Here is a 26,469-nt window from a genome sequence, read left to right as displayed (position 1 = left end):
ACTGACGCGGCGCTGCTGAACTGCGGAGATCTGGCTATGGGCGAGCTGATACCGACCGGCACGGTCACGCTGCTGCTTGCTGACGTCGAGGGGTCGACCAGACTCTGGGAAGCGCAGCCCGACGACATGACGGCCGCGTTCGCGAGCCTTGACCGCACGCTTGCACAGCTGGTGGCACCGCATCATGGCGTGCGACCGCTCGAGCAGGGCGAGGGTGACAGCTTCGTCATCGCCTTTGGCCTGGCCAGTGACGCCGTCGCCTGCGCGCTGGATCTACAACGGGCGGCGCTTGACCCGATCCGGTTGCGTATCGGTATCCACACCGGTGAGGTGCAGTTGCGCGATGAAGCCAACTACATCGGCCTGACCATCAATCGCACCGCCCGGCTGCGGGATCTGGCCCATGGTGGACAGACTGTGTTATCCGGTACCACAGCGGATTTGGTCATCGACCGCCTGCCGGACGCAGCCTGGCTGGCCGATCTGGGCCGTCATCCGGTTCGTGACCTGCCACGGCCCGAACACGTGATGCAGTTGTGCCATCCCGACCTGATCAACGAATTTCCGCCGCTTCGCGTCGCGAAAGCGGCCAGGGCGCACAACCTTCCGGCGCAACTGACCAGCTTCATCGGACGGAGCGCACAGCTGGACGAACTGCGCGGGAGTCTCACGGAACATCGTCTGGTGACCCTCACGGGCGCGGGTGGTGCTGGGAAAACCAGGTTGGCCATTGAAGTTTCGTCCCAATTGACCGAGAAGTTCCCGGATGGTGTCTGGTACGTCGACCTTGCACCGATCACCGACCCCGCGGTGGTCGCAGTCGCCGTCGCGCACACCCTGGGGTTGCCTGACCAACCGGGCCGCTCGCTGGTAGAGATCGTGCTTAGGTTCATCGGGGACCGAGACGTGTTGCTGTTGCTGGACAACTGCGAGCACGTGCTCGACTGCTGCGGCGAACTGGTGATGACGCTCCTCACCGGCTGCCCGCAGCTGACGGTTCTGGCGACCAGCCGGGAGCCCATCGGTCTTGCCGGAGAGGTGATCTGGCGGGTTCCGTCGCTCGGATTGGCGGACGAGGCGGTCGAGTTGTTCCTCGACCGGGCGCAGCGGGCCCGTCCAGGGTTCCGGCTTTCTGGCGACGACGTAGAACGGGTGCACGACATCTGCCACCGACTCGACGGCATGCCGCTGGCCATCGAGCTCGCCGCGGCCCGAGTGCGTGCGCGGTCCCTCGGCCAGATCGCCCTGGGCCTGCAAGACCGTTTCCGGGTACTGACCGGGGGCGCCCGCACTGCGGTGCGGCGGCAGCAGACCTTGCGGGCGTCGGTGGACTGGTCGTTCGGGTTGCTCAGCGAGCCCGAACGGATGCTGTTCCGCCGGCTCGGTGTATTCATGGGTGGATTCGACCTGGAGGCCGCACAGGCGGTGTGCGGCAGCAGTTCCGTCGAGCAATTCCAAGTGCTGGACCAGATCGGTCTGTTGGTCGACAAGTCGCTGGTTGTCTCTGATGACGGTGCCGGTGGCATGCGGTACCGGATGTTGGAGACCATGCGGCAGTACGCGCTGGAAAAGCTCGGCGAATCGGGCGAAGCCGCAGCCGTTCGAGACCGGCACCGCGACTACTACACGGACAAGGCGACCTGTACCGCGCCACATCTTTTGTCCGACTGGGCCAATGGTGAGTACGACAACGTTCGGGCAGCATTGGGCTGGAGCCTCGAAGTCGCCGATGTCGAAACGGCCTTACGGCTGGCCTCTGCGCTGCAACCGTTCTGGATCGCACAGGCACGATTCCACGAGGGCCTGACGTGGTTTGATGCGGCGCTGACCGAGCAGCCGGGCGCTGTGTCTCCTCGCAACTGGGTACATGCCGTGGCCAACCATGCTGTCTTGTCGATGTGGGCAGTGGCCCCGGCCGACCTGGAGCGGGTCTATGCGGCGTTGTCGGTCGCGCGAAAGCTGGGCGACCCGTCGCTGATCGCCGCGGTACTCAACGCCTGCGGAAACCTCACGTTGATCGATGTGCAGACCTGTCGGGCGTACCTGGACGAGGCCGCCCGCGCGGCGCGGGAAAGTGGTGATCGGCGGACACTCTGTGAGATTCGGCTCACCCAGGCAATTGCCGGCCCCTTCGGGGGTGACCCGGGCAGCCGGGCGGCCGCGGAAGAGGGGCGCGATATCGCCGATGAGCTCGGCGACCGGTTCATGTCGTGGAACATCCGCTGCTGGCTCGGCATCACCCTGTTCACACTGGGCGAGCTCGACGAGGCGGACCGCACCTGTCGCCCGCTGACGGTGGGCAGCGCCCCGGAGGAGCGATTCAGGGTCTGCCTGGCCAACATCGGCTTGGCGCATGTCCATGCGTTTCGGGGCAGGCTCGCCGAAGCTCGCGCGTGCAACGATGTCGCGCTCAAAACCTCCGCAGCCATGGGAGGTTGGGCCGAAGACGCCATCTACACGGTTATGGCTTTCACCGCATTGGCTGCCGGCGACGGCGCCGCCGCGAGAGCAGCGTGTGAAACGTGTTGGCAGCGCACGGTGCCGCAGCGGCAGCTCTTCATTCGCAGCCTCAATCCGATGGCCGAGGCGTTACTGGCCTGCGGTGAGCTCGCGGAGGCGCGGCGATGGGCTGATGACACCGTTGCCATGGTGTCGGGCTGGCACAAGATGGTTGCGCTGCACGCGCGTTCGCGCGTGGCCATCGCGCAGGGTGAATGGGAACAGGCCGAGAGCGATGCCCACGAATCTCTGGCGATCGCAGCGCAGGTCCGGGGATTCATCCGGCTGCCCGACATCGTCGAACGGCTGGCTCAGCTCGCCGTTGGCACCGGTGCGCATCGACACGCCGCCCGCCTATTTGGCGCGGCCGAAGCAATGCGGCAGCGCAATGGCATTGTGCGGTACCGGATCTACGACGACGACGTCGTGGCCGCACAAACGGCCGCACGAGACCTGCTCGGCGAACCGCAGTTTCAGGCGGCGTGGAACGAAGGCTCATCGATGTCAGCCGACGAGGCCATTGCCTTCGCCCAGCGCGGCCGCGGCGCGCGCAAGCGGGCCGCGACCGGTTGGGAATCGTTGACTCCGACCGAACACGATGTCGTGCGTCAGGTCAGTGATGGCCTGTCCAACAAAGACATTGCTGCCAAGCTGTTCATCTCGCCGCGGACGGTACAGACGCATCTCACCCACGTGTACGCGAAATTGGGGCTCGAGTCGCGCGTTCAGTTGGTGAATGAAGCCGCGCGGCACACGTGAGCTGGTTACTCCGTCAAAGACGTGGAGACGTGCACCGACGAGGTCAGCGTCCGGTGCACGGGACAGCGTTCGGCGATGGCCAGCAGCTTCTCCCGCTGATCGTCGTCGAGGTCGCCGACCAACTCGATATCACGATCGATGTGGTCGACCATGCCCTGTTGCGTCTCGCACTCGGCGCAGTCTTTTGCGTGAATCCGGGAGTGCCGCAGCGATACTCGCACCTGTTCGAGCGGCAGGCCCTTCTTGTCCGCGTACATCCGTACCGTCATCGAGGTGCAGGCACCCAGGGCGGACAGCAGGAGGTCATAGGGCGACGGTCCGGCGTCGTCGCCGAACGGGCGGGGCTCGTCGGCGATCAACCGATGACCGCCGGCGATGATGTCCTGCGTGTAGGTCCCCGCGCCGCTCTCGGCGACGGTGACGGTGCCTTCGGGCGAGGTTGCAGCCTGGTCGGCTTGCTGGGTCATCGAAGTCTCCTCATCGGTTGTTGCGTCGCGGTCGGTTGGCGTCACATTCGTTCGACCCATTGGGCCCGAGAGGGACCAGCCTCGAATGCCTCTGTGAAGTACTGGGTCTCGCGCACGACCTCGGTGCCGGAGAACTCCATGATGCTCACCGTATAGAAGGGTTGCTCGTCATACGTCATTACCAGCTCGGTGATCCACAGCTCACCCGATCCTACGATGCGCCGCACCTGGAAGTGCTTCGCGTTCGGTTGTGCGGCGCGGGATGCCTGGATGTTGTGCCGCCCGCGAATTCGTTCGCCTGACTGGGGATACTCGAGAACCGCGTCGTCACGGTAGATTTCGTGCTCTGTCGCGAAGTCGTTGGCGTCGGATGCGGCCCAGTGCCGCCGTAGTGCGGCTTCCACGTCGTCGTCGCGCATCGGGGTTCTCCTTGGGCTTCGGCGACGACGTTAGCCGTGGGACCGCCGGTTTCGCGGGCGCCTTCGATCAATCACCAATTACTGCGAGCCGTGATAGTCGACCGGTCGGCTAATATCGCGAGGGTGCCCCGCCCGTCGAATCCCGAAGTCCGCCGCCGCCTGCTGGCCGCGGGACTCGATCTGGTTCATGCACACGGCTTCGCTGCCAGTGGTGTCAAGGAGATCACCGACGCCGCGGGTGTGCCGAAAGGTTCGTTCTATGCCTACTTCCCCAGTAAGGAAGGATTCGCGGCGGCGATCCTCGAGCACTATTGGTCCGATATCGAGGCGCGCATACTGCCGCTGCTGGACGGCGATGGATCGGCGCACGAGCGCATCACCCGGTTTTTTCACGCGCTTGCCGACGAGCACGAATCCGCGGACTTCCTGCTCGGCTGTCTGATCGGCAACATGTCGCTGGAGCTCGGTGGTTCCAGTGAGCCGGTGCGCACTGAGCTGACCCGCATCCTCGAACGCTGGGACGGGGCGCTTGCGGACTGTGTGCGATCAGGGCAGGGGAGTTCTGGTGAGATCGCCACGGACATCGGAGCGTCCGAGTTGGCCTCGGCGCTGATCGAGGCGTGGGAGGGCGCCGCCCTACGGGGCAAGGTCACCCGCAGCCGCGCGCCCTACGACCGATTCGAAGCTGTCACGCTGCCGGCCTTGTTGTCGCGCTGATCCGGCCTTGTTGTCGCGCTGATCCGGCCTGTCACGCACACCACTGTCGACGACTCTTGATACATAGACGACCGGTCATCTATTGTTTAGGTACCGACATCCACCGATCGCGAAGGCCGTCCCATGACAGACCAGGCGAACTACGCCGAGCCGCTCCATCCCGCGTTGCCGAGTTCCGGTTTCGTGCTCGACCATGCGCGCGCGGCGCTCGTTGTCACCGACCCGCAGATCGACTTCCTCAGTCCCGATGGAGTGTCGTGGTCGGTGTTCGGGCCGAGCGTCGAGGAGAACAACACCGTCGCCCATATCGGCGAGCTGTTCGATGCGGCCAAGCGTGCGGGGCTCACTGTCGTGGTCTCGCCGCACTACTTCTATCCGACCGATGGGCAGTGGCGGTTCGGCGACCCGCTCGAGCAATTCATGGGTGGTGTCGGGATGTTCGCGCGTGCCGGCGCCTACACGATGGACGGCTTCGCCGACTCCGGCGCGGACTTCCTGCCCGCGTACCGCAGCCACATCCATGACGGCCGCACCGTCATCACCTCACCCCACAAGATCGTCGGTCCGGAGTCGAATGACCTTGTGCTGCAGCTACGTAAGCGCGGAGTGACGCAGGTGATCCTGGCCGGCATGGCCGCCAACCTGTGTGTCGAGGGCCACTTGCGCGAACTCGTCGAACAGGGCTTCGAGGTGGCCGTGGTCAAGGATGCCACGGCCGGACCGCGCCTGCCCGAAGGTGACGGGTATCTGGCCGCGCTGGTGAACTTCCGCTACCTGGCGAGCGCGGTATGGACCACCGCTGCGGCCGTCGCCAACATCGACGGGAGCGCCGATGGCAGCCACTGAACTGCGAAATACCCAGCACCCGAACACTTTCCAAATCTTTACCTCATCGAACTTGGAGATATGACCATGACATCGAACGACGATCTACGGCAGCGACGCTTCCCGCTGAGCAATGGCAGCGGTGCCATACCGGCCCTGGGCTTCGGGACTCTGCTGTCCGACAGCACGAAGACAGAAGCTGCGGTCAAGGCTGCCGTCGAAGCAGGTTTTCGCCACCTCGACGCGGCCGAGCGGTACCGCAACGAAGCGCAGGTCGGCGCGGCGCTCAAGGAGCTGTTCGCGAACGGCACCGTGCGCCGCGAAGACCTGTTCGTGACCAGCAAGCTCTGGAACAACAACCACCGCCCGGAACGGGTCAAGCCGGCATTGCAGGCCAGCCTGAATCGGCTGAGGCTCGACACGCTTGACCTGTACCTGGTGCACACCCCGTTCGCGTTCCAGCCGGGCGATGACCAAGACCCGCGCGATGTCCACGGAAAGGTGATCTATGACAACGGGGTCACCTTGGCCGAAACCTGGGCCGCCATGGAAAGCCTTGTCGATGAAGGACTTGTCGGAGCGATCGGCCTCTCCGACGTCAGCGCCGAGAAGGCCGAGGAGGTGCTGAATTTCGCGCGGATCAAGCCGGCGGTTGTCGAGGTCGAATCGCACCGGTACCACCCTCAGTGGGAGTTGCACGAGCTCGGCAAGCCTCACGGAACCATCTTGCTGGCCTTCGCGCCGCTCGGACGTGCTCTGGAACCGCGTCTGCTCGACGACCCGCTGATCATCTCGCTGGCGCGGCAGTTCGGTAAGACGCCGGCGCAAATTCTGTTGGCCTGGGGTATCCAGCGCGGCAGTGCAGTCATCACGGCATCGGTCACGCCCTCGCGGATCATCGAAAACTTCGACGTCACAGCGCTTCCCGACACCGCGATCGAGGCAATCAATGAGCTGGACACCCGCATCCGGTTCAATTCCGTCGTCGACGGTGGAGAACCGGGGTTTGCCGAAGTTCCGTCCGGCGTGAGATGAGAGCAATGGCCGGCGTCGGGATGTCGTCGGCGCTACCCACCGTGGTCACCGCCGCCGACGGTGTGACGAGATGTCGATGGGCGACCGAAACCGGCCGGGATTTGAGGGCGTATCACGACCAGGAATGGGGTGTGCCGACGCATGGCGACGCCGCCTTGTTCGAACTGCTTGCCTTGACGTATTTCGAGAACGGGTTGTCATGGGTTGCCGTGTTCGATAAACGGAGCAACCTGCGCAACGCCTTTCGCGGATTTGACCCGGAGGCCGTGGCTGCGATGACGGCCGACGACGTCGAGCGTTTGATGGCTGATACCAGCATCATTCGTAATCGGCGCAAGATCGAGGCCACGGTGCACAATGCCCGAATGCTGGCGACGTGCTCGCTGTCGGAGCTGTCCTGGCAGCATCAGCCGCGGCGGCATTACCGAATCAGGAGCTGGGCTGACGGCAGAATGACAAGTCCGGAGTCTGTTCGGCTGTCAGCGGCATTGCGGGAAAACGGGTTTCGGTTGGTCGGGCCCGTCGTTGCGCATTCGTTCATGCAGACCGCGGGCATCGAGAACGGTCACTTCGAAGGTTGCTTCCTGGCCTTATCGGGCTGATCGCGGTCGGACAACGGGGCCAGGATCAAGCGGCAGGCCAATTGTATTTCGTCTTCGGTCTCGTCGGCGGAGATTCGCCCGTTCATGCTGGACTGCAGGATGCCGTGCCACGTGTGCTGGACGAGTCGCATCAACGAAATATCTTGTGGCCCTGGATCATCCACGCCGCAGATGGTCAGCAGCATGCTGCGGACCTGGCGGTCGATGTGGCCCACCTCGGCCACGGCCGTCGCATCGGCGGTGTTCAGTGAATTGAGCATGGCGGCGGTCAGATGCGGTTGGCGCAGCATCGGGCGGGTAGCGCGGGACAGGACGTCGAACACGCGGTCGGCCGCGGTGCCGGCCGGGGCCTTCCGGCGGTCGATGCCCTCCTGCATCCGGTCCACCCGGTCGGCCATGAGGCCGACGAACAAGTGGGTCTTGGACGGGAAATAGCGGTACAGCGTGCCGAGGGCGACCCCGGCCGCGCGGGCGACTTCGTTCATCTGGACCTGGTCGGCGGGCTTCTGTGCGGCCAGGGCTGCGGTGGCCTTGAGGATCGCGTCGCGCCGCTGCTGCTGCACGGCGGAGCTGGGCTCGGCGGCCGGGCGAGGTTCGGCGATTCTTGCCAAGGTGCAGCTCCTTTTTGGGTCTGGAGTGAATTCTAGTTGTTCGGTAGAGTCCCGGAACTGAAATTGATTCTAGTTATCTTGGAGGTCTGGACATGCCACGCTTCACCCGGGACGAGCTGATGGCCGCGCTCGATCACTACACCAAGGTCGTCGAGGTCTGTTCGAGCACGGGGGACTGGGCGCCGTTCGCCGATCTGTTCACCGAGGACGTCCACTACATCGAGCACGCCTACGGCGAGATGCACGGCCGCGAGGCGGTGCGCGAGTGGATCATCGGCGTCATGAAGCCGTTCCCGCACATGCGATTCCCGCACACCTGGGTCGCGATCGATGAGGAGAACGGGGCGATCGTCACCGAGATCATCAACGCCCTCGACCACCCGACCGAGCCGGGCAAGGTGTTCGGTTTCCCCAACATCACCCGCCTCGTCTACGCGGGGGACAACCTGTTCTCCTCGGAGGAGGACGTCTACAACCCGGTCCGGGATGCACCGCGCGTCGTCGGTGAGTGGCTGCAGGCCGGCGGTGTCATGCAGGCCCAGCCGATGGCCGCCAAGCATGGCTGACGGCGTGAAGCTCATCTACGCCCTGTGGGGCTCGGGTCTGGACACCGCCCTGCATTCGACGCAATTGCACGTGCTGCTGCAGGCGGCCGGTGTGAACCGGTTGCAGATCAACGTCGACGATGCCGACGTGGAGGCCGCGATGTTGCGCATCACCACCTTCGACAACCCGGTCCCGGCGGTGGTCAGTGTGTGGACCGACGCCGGTGTCGACCCGGACCCCATCTCCGATCTGCTGGCCGCGATCTCTCAGCGCAGCGCCGGCTGGGAGGTCGAGGAGACGGTGCGGCTGGAGCCACCCGTCGTGGAAAACGGGGTCCGGACAACGGCATTGGCGCAGCTCGGCTTCCTGCGCATCCCGGCGGACCTCGATCCGGCCGACTGGCTCCAGATCTGGCAGGGGCAGCACACCAGTGTCGCGATCGACACCCAGGACACCTTCGGCTATGTGCAGAACCGCGTCCTGCGGACGGTGCACGGCAGTGAGCGGGTCGACGCCGTCGTCGAGGAACTGTTCCACATGGCAGCAATGACGGACGTGCACGCATTCTACGGCAGCGGGGGAGACGACGCGGAACTGCAGCGGCGGATGACGCTCATGGTCGAGAGTGTGATGCGCTTCGGCGCCCACACGAACCTCGACTCGGTGCCGACGAGTAGGTACTGCTACGCGCTCTAGCCGCCGTGGATGAGGTCGCGGATGTCGCCGTCGACGGATTCGTCTGCGACGAAAAGCAATTCGTCGCCATCCTCGAAGTGGTCGCCGGATTTGGGCACGATGATCCTGCTGCCGCGCTGCACGGTCACCAGCAGTGTGTTCGGCGGCAGGGTCATGTCCCCGATGGTGCGTCCGATCAGTGGGCTGTCCGGCGGCAGCGTGAATTTCGTCAGGTTCGCGTGGCCCTGACGTAGGCCCATCAGCCGAACCAGGTGGCCGACGTCGATGGCGCCCTCGACGCCGGCGGCCATCGCGTGCGGTGTGGACACCGCAACGTCGACACCCCAGTCGTCGGTGAACAACCACTCGTTGGCGACGTTGTTCACGCGCGCCACCACCCGCGGGACGTTGAACTCGGTTTTGGCCAGCAGCGCCATCGCGAGGTTCGCCTTGTCATCGCCCGTCGCGGCGATCACTACGTCGCACATCTCGATGCCGCATTCCTCGAGCGCGGCCACCTCGCAGGCGTCGGCCCACAGCCAGTCGGCCTCGGGGACTGTGCGCGGCTCGTACTTGCGGATGTCGCGCTCGATCAGAAGAACTTTGTGCCCGTTTGCGACGAGTTCCTGTGCGACCGACCGGCCCACCGCGCCGGCGCCGGCGATCGCCACGCGCATGCCCCGGGTGCTCACGCAGTCATTGTCGCCTACCGCGTTCCGCAGCGAGTTCCCAGATACATTTGCTTCGGCCGCACACCGGAATGGGGGATTGATGACGCTCGAGCAGCTGAACCGGGTGCTGCTCGTCGGGGCACTGGTGCTGTTGGCGAGCATCGTCGCCACGCGACTCGCGACCCGCGTCGGCCTGCCCAGTCTGCTGCTGTTCCTCGGCCTCGGCGTGCTCGTCGGCGAGGACGGCATCGGGCTGCGGTTCGACGACGTCGCCCTGGTCCGGGACCTGGGGACCGCGGCGCTGGCGATCATCCTCATCGAGGGTGGTCTGACCACCAAGTTCAGCGACGTCCGCAAGAGTTTGGCGCCGGCCGCGGTCATGGCCACCGTCGGCGTGGCCGTCAGCACGGCCGTCACCGCAGCGGGCGCGCATCTGGCGTTGGGCATGGACTGGCAGCTGGCGCTGCTGCTGGGAGCCATCGTCTCGTCGACCGACGCCGCCGCGGTGTTCTCCGTGCTGCGCGTGCTGCCGTTGCCCCGGCGGCTGGCGGGTCTCCTGGAAGCCGAGTCCGGTCTGAACGACGCCCCCGCCGTCATCCTCGTCCTGATGTTCAGCGTGGTTCCGCTGGCCTTCCATCCGGTGCACGGGCTGCTCGATCTGGTCTACGAGCTGGCGGTCGGTGCGGCGATCGGTCTGCTGTGCGGCTACCTCGGTGCCGTCACGCTGCGCCGGATCGCGCTGCCGGCGTCGGGGCTGTATCCGCTCGCCACGTTCGGGCTGGGCACGGTGGCCTTCGCGGCCTGCGGGGTCACGCACGCCAGCGGATTCCTCGCGGCCTACCTGACCGGCCTCGTGCTCGCGAATTCCGGGCTGCCGCACCGCGCGGCCACCAGGTCATTCGCCGAGGGGCTGGGCTGGCTGGCCCAGATCGGTCTGTTCGTCCTGCTCGGCCTGCTGGTGACGCCCAGCCAGCTCGGTGACGACCTGGTGCCGGCCGTCGTCATCGGCCTGGTGCTGCTGTTGTTGGCCCGGCCGTTGTCGGTGGTGTTGTCGCTGATCGGCTTCCGGGTGCCCTGGCGGGAGCAGGCCTTCCTGTCGTGGGCCGGACTGCGTGGCGCTGTGCCGATCGTGCTGGCCACCTACCCGATCGTCACCGGAGTGCCGGACAGCCAGCGGCTGCTGAACATCGTGTTCGTGCTGGTGGTGGTGTTCACGCTCGTGCAGGGGCCGAGTCTGAAGCCGATCGCGCACCGGCTCGGGTTGATTCGGCGCGACGTCACCCGGGAGATTCAGGTGGAAGCGGCGCCGCTGGACGTGCTCGACGCGGAGCTGTTGACGCTGACGGTGCTGCCGCAGTCGCGGCTGCACAACGTGACGGTGCTGGAACTGCGGCTGCCTGATCCGAGCGTGATCACGCTGATCATCCGCAAGGGCAATACCTTTGTGCCGCAGCCCGACACACGGCTGGAAGCCGGTGATGAACTACTGATCGTCAGCACCAGCACCACCCGTGAGGCCACCGAGCGCAGACTGCGTGCGGTGAGCCGCCGCGGGAAACTTGCCTATTGGTTCGATGAATACGGTGAGCCGGACTGACGGCTGCGACTACTGCGCCGAAACCGCATTCCAGCAGCGAAGTTCGAGGAACGCCCCGCCGGAATGCGGATTCGGTGGAGATGGACTACGACGCGCGGCGGATGCCCCGCTTCAGCAACAGTTCGCGCTCACCTTCGCTGAGCCCGCCCCAGATGCCATACGGTTCGCCGACGGCCAGGGCGTGCGACCGGCATTGAGTGATCACCGGGCAGGCCCGGCACATTTCCTTGGCGCGCATTTCGCGCTGGGCCCGAGCCCGACCGCGCTCGCCATCGGGATGAAAGAACACCGCTGAGTCGACGCCACGGCAAACGCCGTGCATCTGCCAATCCCACATATCGGCGTTGGGTCCGGGAAGCTGCTGCGGCTGTGGCATTGGGAATGACTCCTCCCCGCGCATCCTTTTTGGAAATCTGTGGATACGCGTTGATCTGCAAATGACCCGAGAACTTGTCGCCGATGACAACTCGTGCACACAAAGTAGAAGGATTCGGCAAATTCCGTCAATAGCCGCGCTCTGTGCGAAACCCCATAAGCGCAGGTCAAGAATTTACATCACGTTCATCTGCGCGATGCCTTGGAAACGAAACGGATGGTGGCGATATTGGCGCAACCCACCTGTTTCGGCAGTTCGCGATAGTTCGCCACGTCTGTCAATATGTGGCGGAATTGGAAGTCGTTGACATGCTGTTAACACGGCCAGCATTAATTATTAACCAAAGCTCCCGAACTCGCATGGCGAGAGAAGGCGGCCATGCCAAGGTGCGGCATTGATACCGTGCTGACTCGATGACCGCAACCGGTACCAGGACGGGCACTGTCGACCCGCCAGCCGTCCCTTTGTATGACGCCGCTTTTGGCAACAACCTGCCGTGTTGGCCCCTGCCCGCGGCGCATTCGGCCGACGAACTGTGGCTGCGCGCCGTGGCCGCCGGCGGTCAGGGTCGATACGCCGCGGCGACCGCCGATCTCGACGCCGTGGCGCGACGCGGTCGTGGTCCGTTGCTGTCGCTGGCGCACAGCACCCGTGCGTCGTTTCTCCGGCAGCTCGGTTGGCATCGCCTCGCCCGGGTTGCTGACGGGCGCGCGTGGGCCTTGGTCGCCCATCGGCCCGACGCCGCTGAGGCGCGCGCCGACGCCCTCGTCGGCCTGGCTGCCGATGCTCTCGGGATCGGCCGCTTCCCGGTGGCGCAGCGGTTGCTCGAGCGGGCCGCGGTCGACACCGACAACAGTGGGGTGCCGCGTCAGCGGGTTCGGCTGGCCTGGGTGAGCGCAGAGTTGGCCATGGTCAGCGGTCGTGGCGAGGACTCCGTCGCCCATGCCGAATGTGCCCGGCAGCTCGTCGGCGACCTCGGTTCGCCGCGCCACGCCGTGAAAACCGACGTCGTATATTCGGCGGCGCTGTGCAGCGCCGGCCGGTTCGACGAGTCCCGCCGCATCGCCGACGCCGCTCTGGAACGGACGCAGCAGTTCGGGTTGGTGCCGCTGACCTGGGCATTGGGCTGTTTGTTGAGCGATATCGGCAGCGCCGGGCACAGCCCGGAAGCGATGGCAGAGATCCGTGATGCGGCGGCCGACACCGTGCGCGGCCGCGGCGGGCGATGGGCGGGATGAATCTGGCAGCCCGCACCAGTCATTACTGTTGTCCTGACATACCAACCACGGCACTGCCTCGTCCGTAACGCTGGAGATTGCGCCCACGATGACATTTTCGGGAGATGGTCTCGATGCTGTCGTTGCTGATGCAGTTGCCGGCAATCGCGACGCGCTCCGCAAGGTGCTGGAAACCATCCGCCCGATCGTCGTTCGGTACTGCCGTGCGCGCTTCGGGGTCGGCGAACGCCAGGGTGTTTCCGCAGACGATGTGGCTCAGGAGGTGTGTTTAGCTGTGATCACGGCGCTGCCGCGGTACAAGGACCAGGGACGGCCGTTCCTGGCTTTCGTGTACGGCATTGCCGCTCACAAGGTTGCTGACGCGCATCGTGCCGCCGGCCGCAACCGCGCTGAAGCCACCGACAATCTGCCGGACCGCCCCTCGGCGGAGTTGGGTCCGGAACAGCTGGCCATCGACGCCGACTCGGCGGCCCGGATGAACCGCCTGCTGGCCGTGCTGCCCGAGAAGCAGCGCGAAATCCTGATCCTGCGCGTCGTCGTCGGCATGAGCGCCGAGGAGACCGCCGAGGCCGTCGGCAGCACCGCCGGCGCCGTCCGCGTCGCGCAGCACCGCGCGTTGGCGCGGTTGAAGACCGAGATCGGTTCGACGGAGCGCGGCCATGCCTGACTCCGGACAATGGCCGCCGGGCGGCGGCGACCCCTCGCTCAACGAGATTCGACGCGTCGACCGATTCTTCGACGCGCTCGCTGCCGACCAGCACGCGTACTCGACGGATTCCACCGAAGCCGAGCTGGCATTCCTGCTCGCCGACTGGCGCGACAGCATCCGCGAACCCGCGGTGACGACGCCCGTCACGGCCCGTGACGCCGTCGCGGCCCTGCAGAACGGGTTGCATCGCAAGGAATCTCGGACATCGCTGACGATCGTCGGCTCCGTCGCGGCCGCGCTGCTGTGCCTCGGCGGGTTCGGCACCGCGATCTACGCCGCCGGGCCGAACTCGTCGCTGTACGGCTTGCACACGGCGATGTTCGGCTCCGAAAAGGCCAGCCGCGACGACCAGGTGATGCTGGCCGCGCAGACCGAGATGCAGCAAGTGCAGCAGCTGATCGACAACGGCCAGTGGCAGCAGGCGCAGGAGAAGCTCCAGGCGCTGAGCCCGACCGTGCAGAGCGTCGACGCCCCAGAGCACAAGCAACAGCTGATCCAGCAGTGGAATGCGTTGACCTACAAGGTGGTTGAGCAGAACCCCGCCGCGACGCTGCCCCCGCCGGGAGAGCCGATGCCGGTCCTGCCGTCTTCGCCGCTGACCTTGTTGCCGGTCCCGGTGGTGGAGACGACGTCGTCGTCGACCTCGTCGTCCAGCACGTCGACGACCACCTCGTCGTCCACGACGGCCACCTCGACCGACACGTCCACGACGTCGACCAGTACGTCGACCTCGGCCTCGGAGCCGACGAGCACGTCTTCTTCTACGAGCGCGACGTCCTCGACCGAGACGGCCAGTTCTCCGTCGGCGAGCAGCTCGAGCGTCACGTCGGTGCCGTCGTCGTCGGTGTCGACGGTTACCTCGGCGCCGTCCACGGTGTCGTCGACTGCGACCGTGCCCTCGAGCGAGCCCGTCGTCACCAAGCCGCCGACTGCGACTGCCACACCAACGGCCACGGTCGCGCCCTCGACGCAGAACCCGGCGCCCGCGCAGACCGTCACGACCGTCGCCCCGACCGTCGAAGTGCCCGCGGTGACCACACCCGCACCGACAGCCCCGGCAGTGCAGCCCACTGCGGCGCCGTCGACCAAGGAAGCGCAGCCCGAGCCGACCCGCGAGCGGTCCGTCGTGACGACGACGCAAGCCCCGTCAGGATCGGGACACGGGGAGCACTGAGGTTATTCGGCCGTTGACTCTGTAGCCACGGCGCCGTCTACTCGGCCTTTTGCGCCTGGACCGCAGGATCAACGCGGAGGGGCCGCGGCTTGGCCGTTGAGCCTGTGGCCACGGCTCCGTCTACTCGGCGGATTTCGCCCTCAGCGCAACTTCAACATGGCCAGACGTGACATCCAGCACGTCAACACAAAAAATCAGCGGTAGCCGTCGTGCTCGGAGGTCGCTTCGTTGAGCGACGCATCCGCATAACCGCGGCAGTAGTCCCACGTCACGTAAGCATCAGGCTCGGGATCGTAGGCCGGCTCGTGGGGACGGACGGTGCCGTCGACAAGCAGCTGCAGCAGGTTCGCCCGCAGCATGTCCCAGTCGTGGTAATGGTCCTGCTGACACTCGTCGCAACAGACGACGAGACCGCGAATGCCTTTGTGCGCCAACAGTGTTTCGTACACCGCCAGATCGGCGAGATCGGCCTCGACGGCCATGCGTTCCTGCGGGTCCAGGGGTTGTCCGGGCTCCAGCGCATCCAGAACGGCCGACGGGTCCATGGGATCGTCGGCGAACGGGTCGGGTGGCAAGCCCGGCGGCAGGTGGTCACGCACAGGTCCACCCTACTTATCACCCCCGACGATGCGCCAGCCGTTACCCCGGCGAGCCGCCACAGAGTGGAGTTCGTTGCACGCAGTCTGGGCCGATAGGATGGCTTTTTAGTTCCACGACTGTGTCTGCCCTGGAGGCCCCACCCATGTCGATCGCTGAAAGCAGCGTTCCCATCTCCGTTCCGGTGCCGACCGGCGGTGACGATCCGACCAAGGTCGCGATGCTCGGGCTGACCTTCGACGACGTTCTGCTGCTGCCTGCGGCGTCCGACATCATCCCGGCCACCGCCGACACGTCCAGCCAGCTGACGCGCAACATCCGGCTGCGGGTGCCGCTGGTCAGCTCGGCCATGGACACCGTCACCGAGTCGCGGATGGCCATCGCGATGGCCCGTGCCGGCGGCATGGGCGTGCTGCACCGCAACCTGCCGGTGAGCGAGCAGGCCGCGCAGGTCGAGACCGTCAAGCGGTCCGAGGCCGGCATGGTGACCGACCCGGTCACGTGCTCGCCGAGCAACACCCTGGCCGAGGTCGACGCCATGTGCGCCCGCTTCCGGATCTCCGGCCTGCCCGTCGTGGACACGACGGGGCAGCTCGTCGGGATCATCACCAACCGCGACATGCGCTTCGAGGTCGACCAGGACAAGGCTGTCGCCGAGGTGATGACCAAGGCTCCGCTGATCACCGCTCAGGAGGGTGTCTCGGCCGAGGCCGCGCTGGGGTTGCTGCGCCGCCACAAGATCGAGAAACTGCCGATCGTCGACGGACACGGCAAGCTCACCGGGCTGATCACCGTCAAGGATTTCGTCAAGACCGAGCAGTTCCCGCTGGCCACCAAGGACAGCGACGGCCGTCTGCTGGTCGGTGCCGCGGTCGGTGTCGGTGACGACGCCTGGACCCGTGCCATGACACTGGCCGACGCCGGCGTCGACGTCCTGATCGTCGACACCGCGCACGCCCACAACCGCGGTGTGCTGGACATGGTTGCCCGCCTCAAGAAGGCCGTCGGCGAGAAGATCGAGGTCGTTGGCGGAAACGTCGCCACCCGCTCGGCCGCCGCCGCGCTGTGCGAGGCCGGCGCCGACGCCGTCAAGGTGGGTGTCGGGCCCGGCTCCATCTGCACCACCCGCGTCATCGCCGGTGTCGGTGCCCCGCAGATCACCGCCATCCTCGAGGCGACCGCCGCGTGCCGGCCCTACGGCGTGCCGGTCATCGCCGACGGCGGCCTGCAGTACTCGGGCGACATCGCCAAGGCGCTGGCCGCCGGCGCGTCGACCGCCATGCTCGGCTCGCTGCTGGCCGGTACGGCCGAATCGCCGGGTGAGCTGATCTTCGTCAACGGCAAGCAGTTCAAGAGCTACCGCGGCATGGGCTCGCTCGGCGCCATGCAGGGTCGCGGTCAGGGCAAGTCCTACTCCAAGGACCGCTACTTCCAGGACGACGTGCTGTCCGAGGACAAGCTGGTGCCCGAGGGCATCGAGGGCCGAGTGCCGTTCCGCGGTCCGCTGTCCACCGTCATTCACCAGCTCACCGGCGGTCTGCGGGCCGCCATGGGCTACACCGGTTCGGCCACCATCGAGCAACTGCAGCAGGCGCAGTTCGTGCAGATCACGGCGGCGGGCTTGAAGGAAAGCCACCCGCACGACATCACGATGACCGTCGAAGCACCGAACTATTCCTCGCGCTAACTGACAGGGAAGTCAAAGAACACATGCGTGACATGGTCGAAATCGGCATGGGCCGGACCGCTCGTCGTACCTACGAACTGGACGACATCAACATCGTGCCGTCGCGGCGCACCCGCTCCAGCCAGGACGTTTCCACGGCCTGGCAGCTGGACGCCTACCGGTTCGAGATTCCGGTCCTGGCGCACCCGACCGATTCGCTGGTGTCGCCCGAATTCGCCATCGAGATGGGCCGCCTCGGCGGCCTCGGTGTGCTCAACGGTGAGGGCCTCATCGGCCGGCACCGCGATGTCGAGGACAAGCTCGCCCAAGTCGTCGAGCTGGCCGCCAAGGAAGGCGACCCGTCGGCAGCCGTGCGGCTGCTGCAGCAGCTTCACGCCGCCCCGCTGGACCCGGAGCTGCTCGGCGCCGCCGTGGCGCGCGTGCGTGAAGCCGGCGTCACCACCGCGGTGCGGGTCAGCCCGCAGAACGCCCAGGCGCTGACCCCCACTCTGGTGGCGGCCGGGATCGACCTGCTGGTCATCCAGGGCACCATCATCTCCGCCGAGCGGGTGGCGCAGGACGGTGAGCCGCTCAACCTCAAGACCTTCATCTCCGAGCTGGACGTGCCGGTGGTCGCCGGTGGCGTGCTCGATCACCGCACCGCGCTGCACCTCATGCGCACCGGCGCCGCCGGCGTCATCGTCGGCTACGGCTCCACCTACGGCGCGACGACCAGCGACGAGGTCCTGGGCATCAGCGTGCCGATGGCCACCGCGATCGCTGACGCCGCCGCCGCGCGGCGCGAATACCTCGACGAGACCGGCGGTCGCTACGTACACGTGCTGGCCGACGGCGACATCCACACCTCGGGTGACCTGGCCAAGGCCATCGCCTGCGGCGCCGACGCGGTCCTGCTGGGCACGCCGTTGGCTGCCGCCGCCGAAGCGCCTGGTGACGGCTGGTTCTGGCCGGCTGCCGCGGCACACCCGTCGCTGCCGCGCGGCGCGCTGCTGCAGGTCGCGCTGGGGGAGCGTCCCTCGCTCGACCAGGTCCTCAATGGCCCGTCCGACGACCCGTTCGGTTCGGTCAACCTGGTCGGCGGTCTGCGTCGATCGATGGCCAAGGCCGGGTACTGCGACCTCAAGGAGTTCCAGAAGGTGGGCCTGACCGTCGGTAGCTAGTACCGGCGGTAGCGAGTTAGGCATACCTTGGTAGCTGGTTACCGAACGGTAGGTCCATACTTCTGCCATGGAGCCTGACTACGACGTCTTGATCATCGGCTCGGGTTTCGGAGGCAGCGTCAGCGCCCTCCGGCTCACCGAGAAGGGTTACCGCGTTGGAGTGTTGGAAGCCGGCCCCCGGTATTCCGACGCCGACTTCGCCAAGACCTCGTGGGACCTGCGAAAGTTCTTGTGGGCCCCCAAGTTCGGCATGTACGGCATCCAGCGGATTCACCTGCTGCGCAACGTCATGATCCTGGCCGGCGCGGGTGTCGGCGGTGGTTCGCTGAACTACGCCAACACCCTCTACATCCCACCGGACCCGTTCTTCAACGACGCGCAGTGGAAGAACATCACCGACTGGCGCGCGGAGCTGATGCCGCACTACGAGCAGGCGCAGCGCATGCTCGGCGTGGTCAAGAACCCGACGTTCACGGACGCGGACAAGATCATCAAAGAGGTCGCCGAGGACATGGGCTGCGGCGACACGTTCGTGCCGACGCCCGTCGGCGTGTTCTTCGGTCCCGACGGTGAGAAGACCCCGGGCAAGACGGTGCCGGACCCCTACTTCGGCGGGGCGGGCCCGGCCCGCACCGGCTGCATCGAGTGCGGCGAGTGCATGACCGGCTGCCGGCATGGCGCCAAGAACACCCTGGTGAAGAACTATCTCGGTCTGGCGGAAAAGGCTGGGGCACAAGTACATCCGCTCACCACGGTCACCAGCTTCGAGCAGCGCGGCGACGGGCTGTGGGAGGTGTCGACCCGACGCACCAACGGCAAGGTGCGGCGCGGCAAGCGGACCTTCACCGCCAAGTACCTGATCGTGGCGGCCGGCACGTACAACACCCAGAAGCTGCTGTTCAAGGTGCGTGACACCGGCAAGCTGACCAAGCTGTCGGACAAGCTCGGCGTGCTGACCCGCACCAACTCCGAGTCGATCGTCGGCGCGCAGACCCGCGAAGTGCCCACCGACATGGATCTGACGCACGGCGTGGCCATCACGTCCTCGATCCACCCGACGCCGGACACCCACATCGAACCGGTGCGGTACGGCAAGGGCTCCAACGCCATGGGCATGCTGCAGACGCTCATGACGGACGGCGCCGGCCCGCAGGGCACCGACGTGCCGCGGTGGAAGCAGTTCCTGGACCAGGCCGGCGAGGACCCGCGTGAGCTGATCCGTCTGCTCAACCCCAAGCGGTGGAGCGAGCGCACCGTGATCGCGCTGGTGATGCAGCATCTCGACAACTCGATCACCACGTTCACCAAGCGCGGTCCCGGTGGCATCCGCATCATGTCGTCGAAGCAGGGCCACGGCGAGCCCAACCCGACGTGGATCCCGGTCGGCAACGAGGCGACCCGGCGGATGGCCGAGAAGGTCGGCGGTATCGCCGGCGGCACCTGGGGCGAGCTGTTCAACATCCCGCTGACGGCCCACTTCCTGGGCGGCGCGGCGATCGGCGACAGCGCCCAGACGGGCGTCATCGACCCCTATCACCGCGTCTACAACTACCCGACGCTGTTCGTCACCGACGGTGCCGCGATTTCCGCGAATCTCGGTGTGAATCCGTCACTTTCGATTGCGGCGCAGGCCGAGCGCGCGGCTTCGCTGTGGCCGAACAAGGGGCAGGACGACGTGCGCCCGGCGCAGGGTGAGCCCTACCGTCGCATCGAACCGATCGCGCCGGACCGTCCCGTCGTCCCGGCCGACGCCCCCGGCGCCCTGCGCCGGCTCCCGATCACCCCGGTTTAGCAGGGATTTGTGCACGATTTTCCGCGCTGACCGCGGAAAATCGTGCACAAATCCCTCGGGGTCAGGCCGTATTGAACCGCCGGTGGGTGGGTGCCCGGCCGGGTGGTTGCGGCGGCGGGGGCAATAGCGACTGCCGCGGCTTGACGTCGACGACGGTCGGCTCGCGCGTACTGAGCGTGAGGTCGGCACCGGCATGCCGGATTTCCAGGGTGGAGTCGGGGCCGTCGCGCAGGGTGTACGTCACCTCGTGGTGCGTGGCGTCGACGGTGATCCGAAATTCCTTCCACCGCAACCGAAACCGGAGCCGGGCCAGGCTGTCCGGCAGTTGAGGGTCGAGCGCGAGGACGCCTTCGTCGTCGCGCAGACCACCGAAACCGGCGACCAATGCGATCCAGGCACCGGCCAGGGATGCCATGTGCAGCCCGTCGCGGGTGTTGTGGTGCAGGTCGCGGAGATCGATCAAGGCCGCCTCGTAGGTGTAGTCGTGCGCCAATTCGAGGTGGCCGACCTCTGCGCACATCACCGCCTGGCTGCACGCGGACAGCGACGAGTCCCGGACCGTGCGCCGCTCGTAGTAGTCGACGTTGTGCGCCTTCTGCCGGTCGGTGAAGGCGTGGCCCTGCCACTGCATGGCCAGCACCAGGTCCGCCTGCTTGATCACCTGCGCCGGATACAGCCGCACGTACGGGTGGTGCAGAAAGAGGGGATAGGCGGTGTCGGACGAGAACTCCCATTCCGCGAAGGTGGTGAAGCCTTCACACTGCGGATGCACCGCGAGCTCGTCGTCATACGGGATATGTGCGGCGGCTGCGGCGTCGCGCCAGGCGGCGGTCTCCTCGTTGGTCACGCCCATGGCATAGGCGTTGTCGGGATGCCGCGTGCACGCGTCGGCCGCGACGCGCAAGTTGTGTGCCGCCATGAGATTGGTGAAGACGTTGTCGCGCACCATCGCGGTGTACTCGTCGGGACCGGTGACGCCGTCGAGATGCCAGATGCCGTGCCGGTCGTGGTGTCCCAACGACATCCACAACCGTGCCGTCTCCACCAGGACCGTCAGGCCGCAGTCGAGTTCCAGCGATTCGTCCCCGGTGGCGTTGCGGTAGCGCTCGAACGCCATCGCGATGTCGGCGTTGACGTGCCATGCTGCGGTCCCGGCCGGCCAATAGGCCGAGCACTCGGGTCCGGATATGGTTCGCCACGGGAAGCTCGCGCCGCGCAAACCCAGTTCGGCCGCACGGCTTTTCGCCAATTCCAGGGTCGAAGCGCGCCATCGCAGGGCGTCGGCGACGGTATGGGGTTTCGTGTAGGTGAGCACCGGGAGCACGAAACCTTCGGTGTCCCAGAAGGCGTGACCGTCATAGCCGGTTCCGGTCAGCCCCTTGCCTGCGATGGCGCGGCATTCCGCGCGGGCACTGGCCTGCAGCACGTGGAACAGCCCGAACCGCACGGCCTGCTGGCAGTCGGGGTCACCGTCGACCTCGACGTCGGCGCTGTCCCAGAAATCGTCGAGATAGGCCCGCTGCAGATCCAGCAGACCCTGCCACCCGCTGTAGTGCGCGCCGGCCAGCGCACCGGCGACCTGATCTCGCAGCGCGGGTCGCGACCGCAGGCTCGACCAGCCGTACGCCAGATACTTCACGATGCGCAGTTGCTGACCCGGTCGCAGCCCACAGATCACGGTGGTGCGCGCCAGATCCGGGCGTGCGTCGGTGCTCACTTCGACACGGCCCGGGACCTCGATCTCGTGGTCCATCGCGGCGGCCATCATCAGCCCGCTGCGCTTGGTCTGGTGGATCAGCAGGCCACTGTGTTGGTTGTGTTCGTGGTGTACCGCCTGGAGTGGATTGGCAAGGGCCGACGCGACCCGGGGGTCCGATGAGGTCTGCGGCTGGTCCTCATTGGCGACCAACTCCGATTGCACTGTGACACGGGCGAATTCGTCGATGGCCTCGACGATGTACTCGATTGCCGCGACGCTGCGCTGGGCCAGCGAGACCAGGCGAACCGAATTGACCCGCACCTGTTTTCCGGCCGGTGACCGCCAGTGCACGGTGCGCGAGAGGGTGCCGGCACGCAGATCCAGAATTCTCTCGTGGTCGATGAGTTCGCCGTACCGGACGTCGAAGGGCTCGTCGTCGACCAGCAGTCGGATGATCTTGCCGTTGGTGACGTCGACGATGGTCTCGCCGCCCTGCGGATAGCCGAATCCGCTTTCGGCGTACGGCAGCGGCCGGGTTTCGTAGAACGAGTTGAGATAGGTGCCGGGCAGTCCGTGCGGTTCGCCCTCGTCTAGATTTCCGCGAAAGCCGATGTGCCCGTTGGACAATGCGAATACCGACTCCGACTGTGCCAGCAAATCGAGGTCCAGTTGCGTCTCGCGGACCTGCCATGGCTCGACGGGAAATGATTCCTGGGTGATCATCGTCGGCCTACAGCAGCTCGGCCAGGTCGCGAACCACGACATCTGCGCCGCTGCTGCGTAGCTGCGCGGCTTGATCGGCTCTGTCGACTCCGACGACGTACCCGAATCGGCCGTTTCGGCCCGCCGCGACACCGGCCAACGCGTCTTCGAAGACGGCGGCCGCCGCCGGTGCGACGCCCAACAGCTGTGCCGCCCGCAGGAACGAGTCCGGTGCCGGTTTGCCCGCGATGTGCTCGTCGCGCAGGGTCACGCCATCGACCCGCTGCTGGACGAACCGAGACAGGCCGGTGACGTCGAGCACCTGACGGGTGTTGGCGCTCGACGACACGACCGCGATGCCGAGGCCGGCGTCGGCGACGGCCTCCAGATATCGCCGGGACCCGCTGAACGCCTCGATGCCGTCGTCGTGCAGCACCTTCTGGAACATCTCGTTCTTGCGGTTTCCCAGGCCGGCGACGGTCTCGGCGTCCGGCGGGTCGTCCGGGTTGCCATCGGGGAGGTCGATGCTGCGGCTGCGCAGAAACGAGCGGACGCCATCCTGGCGCGGCTTGCCGTCGACGTACAGCAGGTAGTCGTCGTGGCTGTCGAACGGGACGAACGGTTCGCCGTCACGTTCGGCACGATGCTGCAGATAGTCGTCGAACATCGCCTTCCAGGCCTTCTTGTGCACGCTCGCGGTGTCCGTCAGGACGCCGTCGAGGTCGAACAGGCACGCGTGCACGGCGTCGGGGAGACCCAGCATGGTTGTCTTTCGGTCGGGAGCGGTTCTGCTGTGTCCTTTCCCGCTTTTCGGCGCGGTTATGCCTCGCCGCTATGCCGCACTGATGACGCGGCTGGGTGCGCCGTGGATGTCGACCGGAACGTCGCCGGTCAGCGTGACGCGGTGCATCAGCCGATGCTGGCCGTCGTAGTCGTCGACGGCGCGGTGCTGGGTGGCCCGGTTGTCCCACATGGCGACGTCGCCGTGCTGCCAGTTCCAGCGAACGGTGTTCTCTGTCATGGTGATCCGTCGCTGCAGCAGTTCCAGCAGTGCAGCCGACTCGTAGCTGTCCAGGCCGACGAAGCCGCGGACGAACTGCCCGGCCACCAGGGCGCGTTCGCCGGTCTCCGGGTGGACGCGCACCACCGGGTGCTCGGTGCGGAAGTCGGGCTTCTGGAACTCGGCCTGGTAGCCCTTCTGTTCGTCGGTCAGGTGCGTCGTATCCACGGTGACGTCCTTGAGGTAGTCGAACCGGTTGGAGTGCACGGCCCGCAGATTCTCGACCAGTGCCTTGAGCGGGGCGGGCAACGCCTCGTAGGCCGCGACGGTGGAGGCCCACAGGGTGGAACCGCCGTAGGTCGGCAGCGTGACGGCCCGGAGCACCGATGCCGAGGGGTAGTCGGGCATGAACGTCACGTCGGTGTGCCAGCGGTTGGCTTTGCCGTATTCCGAGTCGATCGGGGCGATCTTCGGTGCGTCGGCGCTCTTCATCGAGTGATGGCCGACCAGATCGCCCATCAGTTCCCCGAAGGCCTGCTGCTGCGCGTCGTCGAGATGGTCCTGGCCGCGGAAGAAGATGACCCTGTGTTCCAGCAGCGCGGCGCGAATCCCGGCGACGGTCTCGGGGGACAGGTCCCCGCCCAGCCGCACGCCGTCGATGACGGCACCGATCTTGCTGGTCAGTTTGGTGGCGTTGAGCATGACGTTCCTTTCGGCGAAGGTGACTGTAGTCAATTGACTACAGTCACGTGGACGCTAGTGTAACCACGTGACTACAGGTGTGCCAGTGGGTCGCGACGAGGTGGTCGCGGCCGTCCTCGAGGCCGCGTCGGAACTGTTCGCCGCGCGCGGTCCCGCAGCCACGTCGATCCGGGACATCGCCGCGAAGTCGAACGTCAACCACGGACTGGTGTTCCGGCACCTCGGCTCCAAGGACAAGCTGGTGGGAGCGGTGCTGGATCATCTGGGACAACAGCTCAGGGAGTTGATCGACACCGATGCACCGGCCGACGTGATCGAGGCGGCAGTCGACCGGCAGCTGCGGGTGATCGCCCGGGCCGCGCTCGACGGGTACCCGGTGGGGGAGTTGCAGACGACATTTCCCAACATGGCGCGCCTGCTCGACGAATTCCTGCCGCGGTACGCCGACGAGAATCAGGCCCGGCTCGCGGTGGGCAATATCATCGCGCTGCAGCTGGGCTGGCGCCTGCTCGGGCCGTTCCTGCGGCCCGCGCTGGGGCTCGGCGAGATGACCGACGACGACGTCCGCGCCGCCGTGGGCGCGGCGGCCGAGCGGCTGGCAGAGCCGCCGCCTGGTCACCACTAGACTGGGCGGGTGCAAACACCAGCTTCACAGCCCGTCCTGGTCATCGACTTCGGTGCGCAGTACGCACAGCTGATCGCCCGCCGGGTCCGCGAGGCTCGGGTGTTCTCCGAGGTACTGCCGCATACCGCGACGGTCGAGGAGATCAAGGCCAAGAATCCGCAGGCCATCGTGCTGTCCGGCGGCCCGTCCAGCGTCTACGAAGAAGGCGCGCCGCAACTCGACTCGGCGATCTTCGACCTCGGGGTCCCGGTGTTCGGCATCTGCTACGGGTTCCAGGCCATGGCCCAGGCGCTCGGCGGCACCGTGGCGCACACCGGCACCAGTGAATACGGCAGGACCGAGCTCAAAGTCGCCGGCGGCGAACTGCATTCGGGCCTGCCTGGCACGCAGCCGGTGTGGATGAGCCACGGCGACGCGGTCACCGCGGCGCCCGCCGGGTTCGACGTCGTGGCCAGCAGCCCCGGCGCCCCGGTCGCCGCCTTCGAGGACCGGGCCCGCAAGCTCGCCGGCGTCCAGTACCACCCCGAGGTGATGCACTCTCCGCACGGCCAGCAGGTGCTCAGTCGCTTCCTGCACGACTTCGCCGGCATCGGCGCGACCTGGACCGCGGCCAACATCGCCGACCAGCTGGTCGAGCAGGTGCGCGAGCAGATCGGCGACGGCCAGGCCATTTGCGGCCTGTCGGGCGGCGTCGACTCGGCGGTGGCGGCGGCGCTGGTGCAGCGCGCCATCGGTGACCGGCTGACGTGTGTGTTCGTCGACCACGGCCTGCTGCGCGCCGGCGAGCGCGAGCAGGTGGAACGCGACTTCGTCGCCGCGACCGGCGCCAAGCTCGTCACCGTCGATGAAGCCGACCGCTTCCTCGACGCCCTGTCGGGTGTGACGAACCCCGAAGGCAAGCGCAAGATCATCGGCCGGGAGTTCATCCGGGCCTTCGAGGGCGCGGTGCGCGACACCTTGGGATCGAGCGAGTCCGAGATCGAATTCCTGGTGCAGGGCACGCTGTACCCGGACGTCGTCGAGTCTGGCGGCGGCACCGGTACCGCCAACATCAAGAGCCACCACAACGTCGGCGGTCTGCCCGAGGACCTCAAGTTCAAACTCGTCGAGCCGCTGCGGCTGCTGTTCAAGGATGAGGTGCGTGCCGTGGGCCGCGAGCTCGGCCTGCCCGAGGAAATCGTTGGGCGCCAACCCTTCCCGGGTCCGGGCCTCGGTATCCGGATCGTCGGCGAGGTGACGGGCTCGCGGCTGGACACGCTGCGCCGCGCCGACTCGATCGCCCGCGAGGAGCTCACCGCGGCCGGTCAGGATCAGAGCATCTGGCAGTGCCCCGTGGTGCTGCTGGCCGATGTGCGCTCGGTGGGTGTGCAGGGTGACGGGCGGACGTATGGGCATCCGATCGTGCTGCGCCCGGTGTCGAGCGAGGACGCCATGACCGCCGACTGGACCCGCGTGCCTTACGAAGTGCTGGAACGCATTTCGACCCGGATCACCAACGAGGTACCCGAGGTGAACCGCGTCGTGCTGGACATCACCAGCAAACCGCCGGGCACCATCGAGTGGGAGTGAGCTCCCTCCGCTGACG

At 66.6% G+C, this 26,469-nt stretch carries 25 protein-coding genes; 16 read left to right on the top strand and 9 right to left on the bottom strand.

Annotated elements, in window-relative coordinates; translation table 11 throughout:
- The first annotated feature begins 36 nt into the window (after positions 1-36).
- A complete protein-coding gene (locus tag ACJH6H_RS23545) occupies positions 37-3,258 on the top strand; it encodes a LuxR C-terminal-related transcriptional regulator (RefSeq protein ID WP_406775932.1) in 3,222 nt (1,073 codons plus the stop codon).
- 5 nt (positions 3,259-3,263) lie between these two features.
- Here ACJH6H_RS23545 and ACJH6H_RS23540 read toward each other — a convergent pair whose 3' ends face one another.
- Entirely contained in the window at positions 3,264-3,725 is a 462-nt protein-coding gene (locus tag ACJH6H_RS23540; protein ID WP_406775922.1) for an OsmC family protein, read from the bottom strand.
- A gap of 41 nt (positions 3,726-3,766) precedes the next feature.
- A complete protein-coding gene (locus tag ACJH6H_RS23535; protein WP_406775921.1) occupies positions 3,767-4,144 on the bottom strand; it encodes a nuclear transport factor 2 family protein in 378 nt (125 codons plus the stop codon).
- A gap of 123 nt (positions 4,145-4,267) precedes the next feature.
- Here ACJH6H_RS23535 and ACJH6H_RS23530 point away from each other — a divergent pair, with 123 nt between their 5' ends.
- From ACJH6H_RS23530 to ACJH6H_RS23515, 4 genes are all read left to right on the top strand, one after another.
- Entirely contained in the window at positions 4,268-4,861 is a 594-nt protein-coding gene (locus ACJH6H_RS23530) for a TetR family transcriptional regulator C-terminal domain-containing protein (RefSeq protein ID WP_406775920.1), read from the top strand.
- A gap of 123 nt (positions 4,862-4,984) precedes the next feature.
- A complete protein-coding gene (locus ACJH6H_RS23525) occupies positions 4,985-5,707 on the top strand; it encodes a cysteine hydrolase (protein ID WP_406775919.1) in 723 nt (240 codons plus the stop codon).
- A 60-nt stretch (positions 5,708-5,767) separates the two neighbouring features.
- Positions 5,768-6,721, top strand: a complete 954-nt coding sequence (locus ACJH6H_RS23520; protein ID WP_406775918.1) for an aldo/keto reductase — start codon at positions 5,768-5,770, stop codon at positions 6,719-6,721.
- Between the two features lie 5 nt (positions 6,722-6,726).
- Complete coding sequence (locus ACJH6H_RS23515) at positions 6,727-7,323, top strand: DNA-3-methyladenine glycosylase I (protein WP_406775917.1); 597 nt, start codon at positions 6,727-6,729, stop codon at positions 7,321-7,323.
- On the opposite strand, the gene ACJH6H_RS23510 is transcribed toward ACJH6H_RS23515, so the two are convergent.
- Positions 7,287-7,934, bottom strand: coding sequence for a TetR family transcriptional regulator (locus tag ACJH6H_RS23510; RefSeq protein WP_406775916.1), 648 nt, complete (start codon positions 7,932-7,934; stop codon positions 7,287-7,289). The genes ACJH6H_RS23515 and ACJH6H_RS23510 overlap by 37 nt on opposite strands.
- A 92-nt stretch (positions 7,935-8,026) precedes the next feature.
- Between ACJH6H_RS23510 and ACJH6H_RS23505 the strand changes: the two genes are divergently transcribed.
- Positions 8,027-8,500: a nuclear transport factor 2 family protein gene (locus ACJH6H_RS23505; protein WP_346414586.1), complete on the top strand. Its 474-nt coding sequence runs from the start codon at positions 8,027-8,029 to the stop codon at positions 8,498-8,500.
- Positions 8,493-9,176, top strand: a complete 684-nt coding sequence (locus ACJH6H_RS23500) for a hypothetical protein (RefSeq protein WP_318986494.1) — start codon at positions 8,493-8,495, stop codon at positions 9,174-9,176. The genes ACJH6H_RS23505 and ACJH6H_RS23500 overlap by 8 nt, the downstream gene beginning before the upstream one ends.
- On the opposite strand, the gene ACJH6H_RS23495 is transcribed toward ACJH6H_RS23500, so the two are convergent.
- Entirely contained in the window at positions 9,173-9,832 is a 660-nt protein-coding gene (locus ACJH6H_RS23495; RefSeq protein ID WP_406775931.1) for a potassium channel family protein, read from the bottom strand. The two genes, ACJH6H_RS23500 and ACJH6H_RS23495, sit on opposite strands and share 4 nt — an antisense overlap.
- Before the next feature lie 94 nt (positions 9,833-9,926).
- Here ACJH6H_RS23495 and ACJH6H_RS23490 point away from each other — a divergent pair, with 94 nt between their 5' ends.
- Positions 9,927-11,423 (top strand): potassium/proton antiporter, encoded by a 1,497-nt coding sequence (locus tag ACJH6H_RS23490; protein ID WP_406775915.1) that lies wholly within the window; start codon positions 9,927-9,929, stop codon positions 11,421-11,423.
- A gap of 85 nt (positions 11,424-11,508) precedes the next feature.
- Here the strand turns inward: ACJH6H_RS23490 and ACJH6H_RS23485 are convergent, their stop codons facing one another.
- A complete protein-coding gene (locus ACJH6H_RS23485; RefSeq protein WP_029105464.1) occupies positions 11,509-11,799 on the bottom strand; it encodes a WhiB family transcriptional regulator in 291 nt (96 codons plus the stop codon).
- A gap of 413 nt (positions 11,800-12,212) precedes the next feature.
- Between ACJH6H_RS23485 and ACJH6H_RS23480 the strand changes: the two genes are divergently transcribed.
- From ACJH6H_RS23480 to ACJH6H_RS23470, 3 genes are all read left to right on the top strand, one after another.
- Positions 12,213-13,037, top strand: a complete 825-nt coding sequence (locus ACJH6H_RS23480; RefSeq protein WP_406775914.1) for a hypothetical protein — start codon at positions 12,213-12,215, stop codon at positions 13,035-13,037.
- Positions 13,038-13,125: 88 nt separating this feature from the next.
- Positions 13,126-13,704, top strand: a complete 579-nt coding sequence (locus ACJH6H_RS23475; RefSeq protein ID WP_406775913.1) for a sigma-70 family RNA polymerase sigma factor — start codon at positions 13,126-13,128, stop codon at positions 13,702-13,704.
- Positions 13,697-14,920, top strand: coding sequence for an anti-sigma-D factor RsdA (locus ACJH6H_RS23470; protein WP_406775912.1), 1,224 nt, complete (start codon positions 13,697-13,699; stop codon positions 14,918-14,920). Before ACJH6H_RS23475 ends, ACJH6H_RS23470 begins: the two co-directional genes overlap by 8 nt.
- A 194-nt stretch (positions 14,921-15,114) precedes the next feature.
- On the opposite strand, the gene ACJH6H_RS23465 is transcribed toward ACJH6H_RS23470, so the two are convergent.
- Complete coding sequence (locus ACJH6H_RS23465) at positions 15,115-15,519, bottom strand: DUF5319 domain-containing protein (RefSeq protein ID WP_020102483.1); 405 nt, start codon at positions 15,517-15,519, stop codon at positions 15,115-15,117.
- Positions 15,520-15,662: 143 nt separating this feature from the next.
- Here ACJH6H_RS23465 and guaB point away from each other — a divergent pair, with 143 nt between their 5' ends.
- The 3 genes from guaB (at position 15,663) to ACJH6H_RS23450 (ending at position 20,156) form a co-directional block, all read left to right on the top strand.
- Positions 15,663-17,204: an IMP dehydrogenase gene (guaB, locus tag ACJH6H_RS23460; RefSeq protein ID WP_406775911.1), complete on the top strand. Its 1,542-nt coding sequence runs from the start codon at positions 15,663-15,665 to the stop codon at positions 17,202-17,204.
- 32 nt (positions 17,205-17,236) lie between these two features.
- Positions 17,237-18,364, top strand: a complete 1,128-nt coding sequence (locus ACJH6H_RS23455) for a GuaB3 family IMP dehydrogenase-related protein (protein WP_406775930.1) — start codon at positions 17,237-17,239, stop codon at positions 18,362-18,364.
- A 67-nt stretch (positions 18,365-18,431) separates the two neighbouring features.
- Positions 18,432-20,156: a GMC family oxidoreductase N-terminal domain-containing protein gene (locus tag ACJH6H_RS23450; protein WP_406775910.1), complete on the top strand. Its 1,725-nt coding sequence runs from the start codon at positions 18,432-18,434 to the stop codon at positions 20,154-20,156.
- A 61-nt stretch (positions 20,157-20,217) separates the two neighbouring features.
- Here ACJH6H_RS23450 and ACJH6H_RS23445 read toward each other — a convergent pair whose 3' ends face one another.
- The 3 genes from ACJH6H_RS23445 to ACJH6H_RS23435 form a co-directional block, all read right to left on the bottom strand.
- Positions 20,218-22,578 (bottom strand): glycoside hydrolase family 65 protein, encoded by a 2,361-nt coding sequence (locus tag ACJH6H_RS23445; RefSeq protein WP_406775909.1) that lies wholly within the window; start codon positions 22,576-22,578, stop codon positions 20,218-20,220.
- A gap of 7 nt (positions 22,579-22,585) precedes the next feature.
- Positions 22,586-23,320 (bottom strand): beta-phosphoglucomutase family hydrolase, encoded by a 735-nt coding sequence (locus ACJH6H_RS23440; protein WP_406775908.1) that lies wholly within the window; start codon positions 23,318-23,320, stop codon positions 22,586-22,588.
- Between the two features lie 69 nt (positions 23,321-23,389).
- Positions 23,390-24,259 (bottom strand): TauD/TfdA dioxygenase family protein, encoded by an 870-nt coding sequence (locus tag ACJH6H_RS23435; protein WP_406775929.1) that lies wholly within the window; start codon positions 24,257-24,259, stop codon positions 23,390-23,392.
- 67 nt (positions 24,260-24,326) lie between these two features.
- Here ACJH6H_RS23435 and ACJH6H_RS23430 point away from each other — a divergent pair, with 67 nt between their 5' ends.
- Together ACJH6H_RS23430 and guaA are read left to right on the top strand one after the other, a co-directional pair.
- On the top strand, positions 24,327-24,884 hold the full coding sequence (locus tag ACJH6H_RS23430) for a TetR/AcrR family transcriptional regulator (RefSeq protein ID WP_406775907.1): 558 nt from the start codon (positions 24,327-24,329) through the stop codon (positions 24,882-24,884).
- A gap of 9 nt (positions 24,885-24,893) precedes the next feature.
- A complete protein-coding gene (gene guaA / locus ACJH6H_RS23425; protein ID WP_406775906.1) occupies positions 24,894-26,453 on the top strand; it encodes a glutamine-hydrolyzing GMP synthase in 1,560 nt (519 codons plus the stop codon).
- Positions 26,454-26,469 lie beyond the last annotated feature (16 nt).

The organism is Mycobacterium sp. SMC-21 (assembly GCF_045310825.1).
Lineage (GTDB): Bacteria > Actinomycetota > Actinomycetes > Mycobacteriales > Mycobacteriaceae > Mycobacterium.
The sequence above is the reverse complement of the archived record's forward strand: the minus strand, read 5'-3'. Positions and strand labels throughout refer to the sequence as shown.

Excerpts from the sequence above, each read along its gene's own strand:
- ACJH6H_RS23445 (WP_406775909.1), bottom strand. The coding sequence starts at position 22,578 with ATGATCACCCAGGAATCATTTCCCGTCGAGCCATGGCAGGTCCGCGAG.
- ACJH6H_RS23470 (WP_406775912.1), top strand. The coding sequence starts at position 13,697 with ATGCCTGACTCCGGACAATGGCCGCCGGGCGGCGGCGACCCCTCGCTC.
- ACJH6H_RS23500 (WP_318986494.1), top strand. The coding sequence starts at position 8,493 with ATGGCTGACGGCGTGAAGCTCATCTACGCCCTGTGGGGCTCGGGTCTG.
- ACJH6H_RS23525 (WP_406775919.1), top strand. The coding sequence starts at position 4,985 with ATGACAGACCAGGCGAACTACGCCGAGCCGCTCCATCCCGCGTTGCCG.
- ACJH6H_RS23540 (WP_406775922.1), bottom strand. The coding sequence starts at position 3,725 with ATGACCCAGCAAGCCGACCAGGCTGCAACCTCGCCCGAAGGCACCGTC.
- ACJH6H_RS23440 (WP_406775908.1), bottom strand. The coding sequence starts at position 23,320 with ATGCTGGGTCTCCCCGACGCCGTGCACGCGTGCCTGTTCGACCTCGAC.
- ACJH6H_RS23545 (WP_406775932.1), top strand. The coding sequence starts at position 37 with ATGGGCGAGCTGATACCGACCGGCACGGTCACGCTGCTGCTTGCTGAC.
- ACJH6H_RS23520 (WP_406775918.1), top strand. The coding sequence starts at position 5,768 with ATGACCATGACATCGAACGACGATCTACGGCAGCGACGCTTCCCGCTG.
- ACJH6H_RS23480 (WP_406775914.1), top strand. The coding sequence starts at position 12,213 with ATGACCGCAACCGGTACCAGGACGGGCACTGTCGACCCGCCAGCCGTC.
- ACJH6H_RS23475 (WP_406775913.1), top strand. The coding sequence starts at position 13,126 with ATGACATTTTCGGGAGATGGTCTCGATGCTGTCGTTGCTGATGCAGTT.
- ACJH6H_RS23485 (WP_029105464.1), bottom strand. The coding sequence starts at position 11,799 with ATGCCACAGCCGCAGCAGCTTCCCGGACCCAACGCCGATATGTGGGAT.
- ACJH6H_RS23450 (WP_406775910.1), top strand. The coding sequence starts at position 18,432 with ATGGAGCCTGACTACGACGTCTTGATCATCGGCTCGGGTTTCGGAGGC.
- ACJH6H_RS23505 (WP_346414586.1), top strand. The coding sequence starts at position 8,027 with ATGCCACGCTTCACCCGGGACGAGCTGATGGCCGCGCTCGATCACTAC.
- ACJH6H_RS23535 (WP_406775921.1), bottom strand. The coding sequence starts at position 4,144 with ATGCGCGACGACGACGTGGAAGCCGCACTACGGCGGCACTGGGCCGCA.
- ACJH6H_RS23435 (WP_406775929.1), bottom strand. The coding sequence starts at position 24,259 with ATGCTCAACGCCACCAAACTGACCAGCAAGATCGGTGCCGTCATCGAC.
- ACJH6H_RS23515 (WP_406775917.1), top strand. The coding sequence starts at position 6,727 with ATGGCCGGCGTCGGGATGTCGTCGGCGCTACCCACCGTGGTCACCGCC.
- guaB (WP_406775911.1), top strand. The coding sequence starts at position 15,663 with ATGTCGATCGCTGAAAGCAGCGTTCCCATCTCCGTTCCGGTGCCGACC.
- ACJH6H_RS23455 (WP_406775930.1), top strand. The coding sequence starts at position 17,237 with ATGGTCGAAATCGGCATGGGCCGGACCGCTCGTCGTACCTACGAACTG.
- ACJH6H_RS23490 (WP_406775915.1), top strand. The coding sequence starts at position 9,927 with ATGACGCTCGAGCAGCTGAACCGGGTGCTGCTCGTCGGGGCACTGGTG.
- ACJH6H_RS23495 (WP_406775931.1), bottom strand. The coding sequence starts at position 9,832 with ATGCGCGTGGCGATCGCCGGCGCCGGCGCGGTGGGCCGGTCGGTCGCA.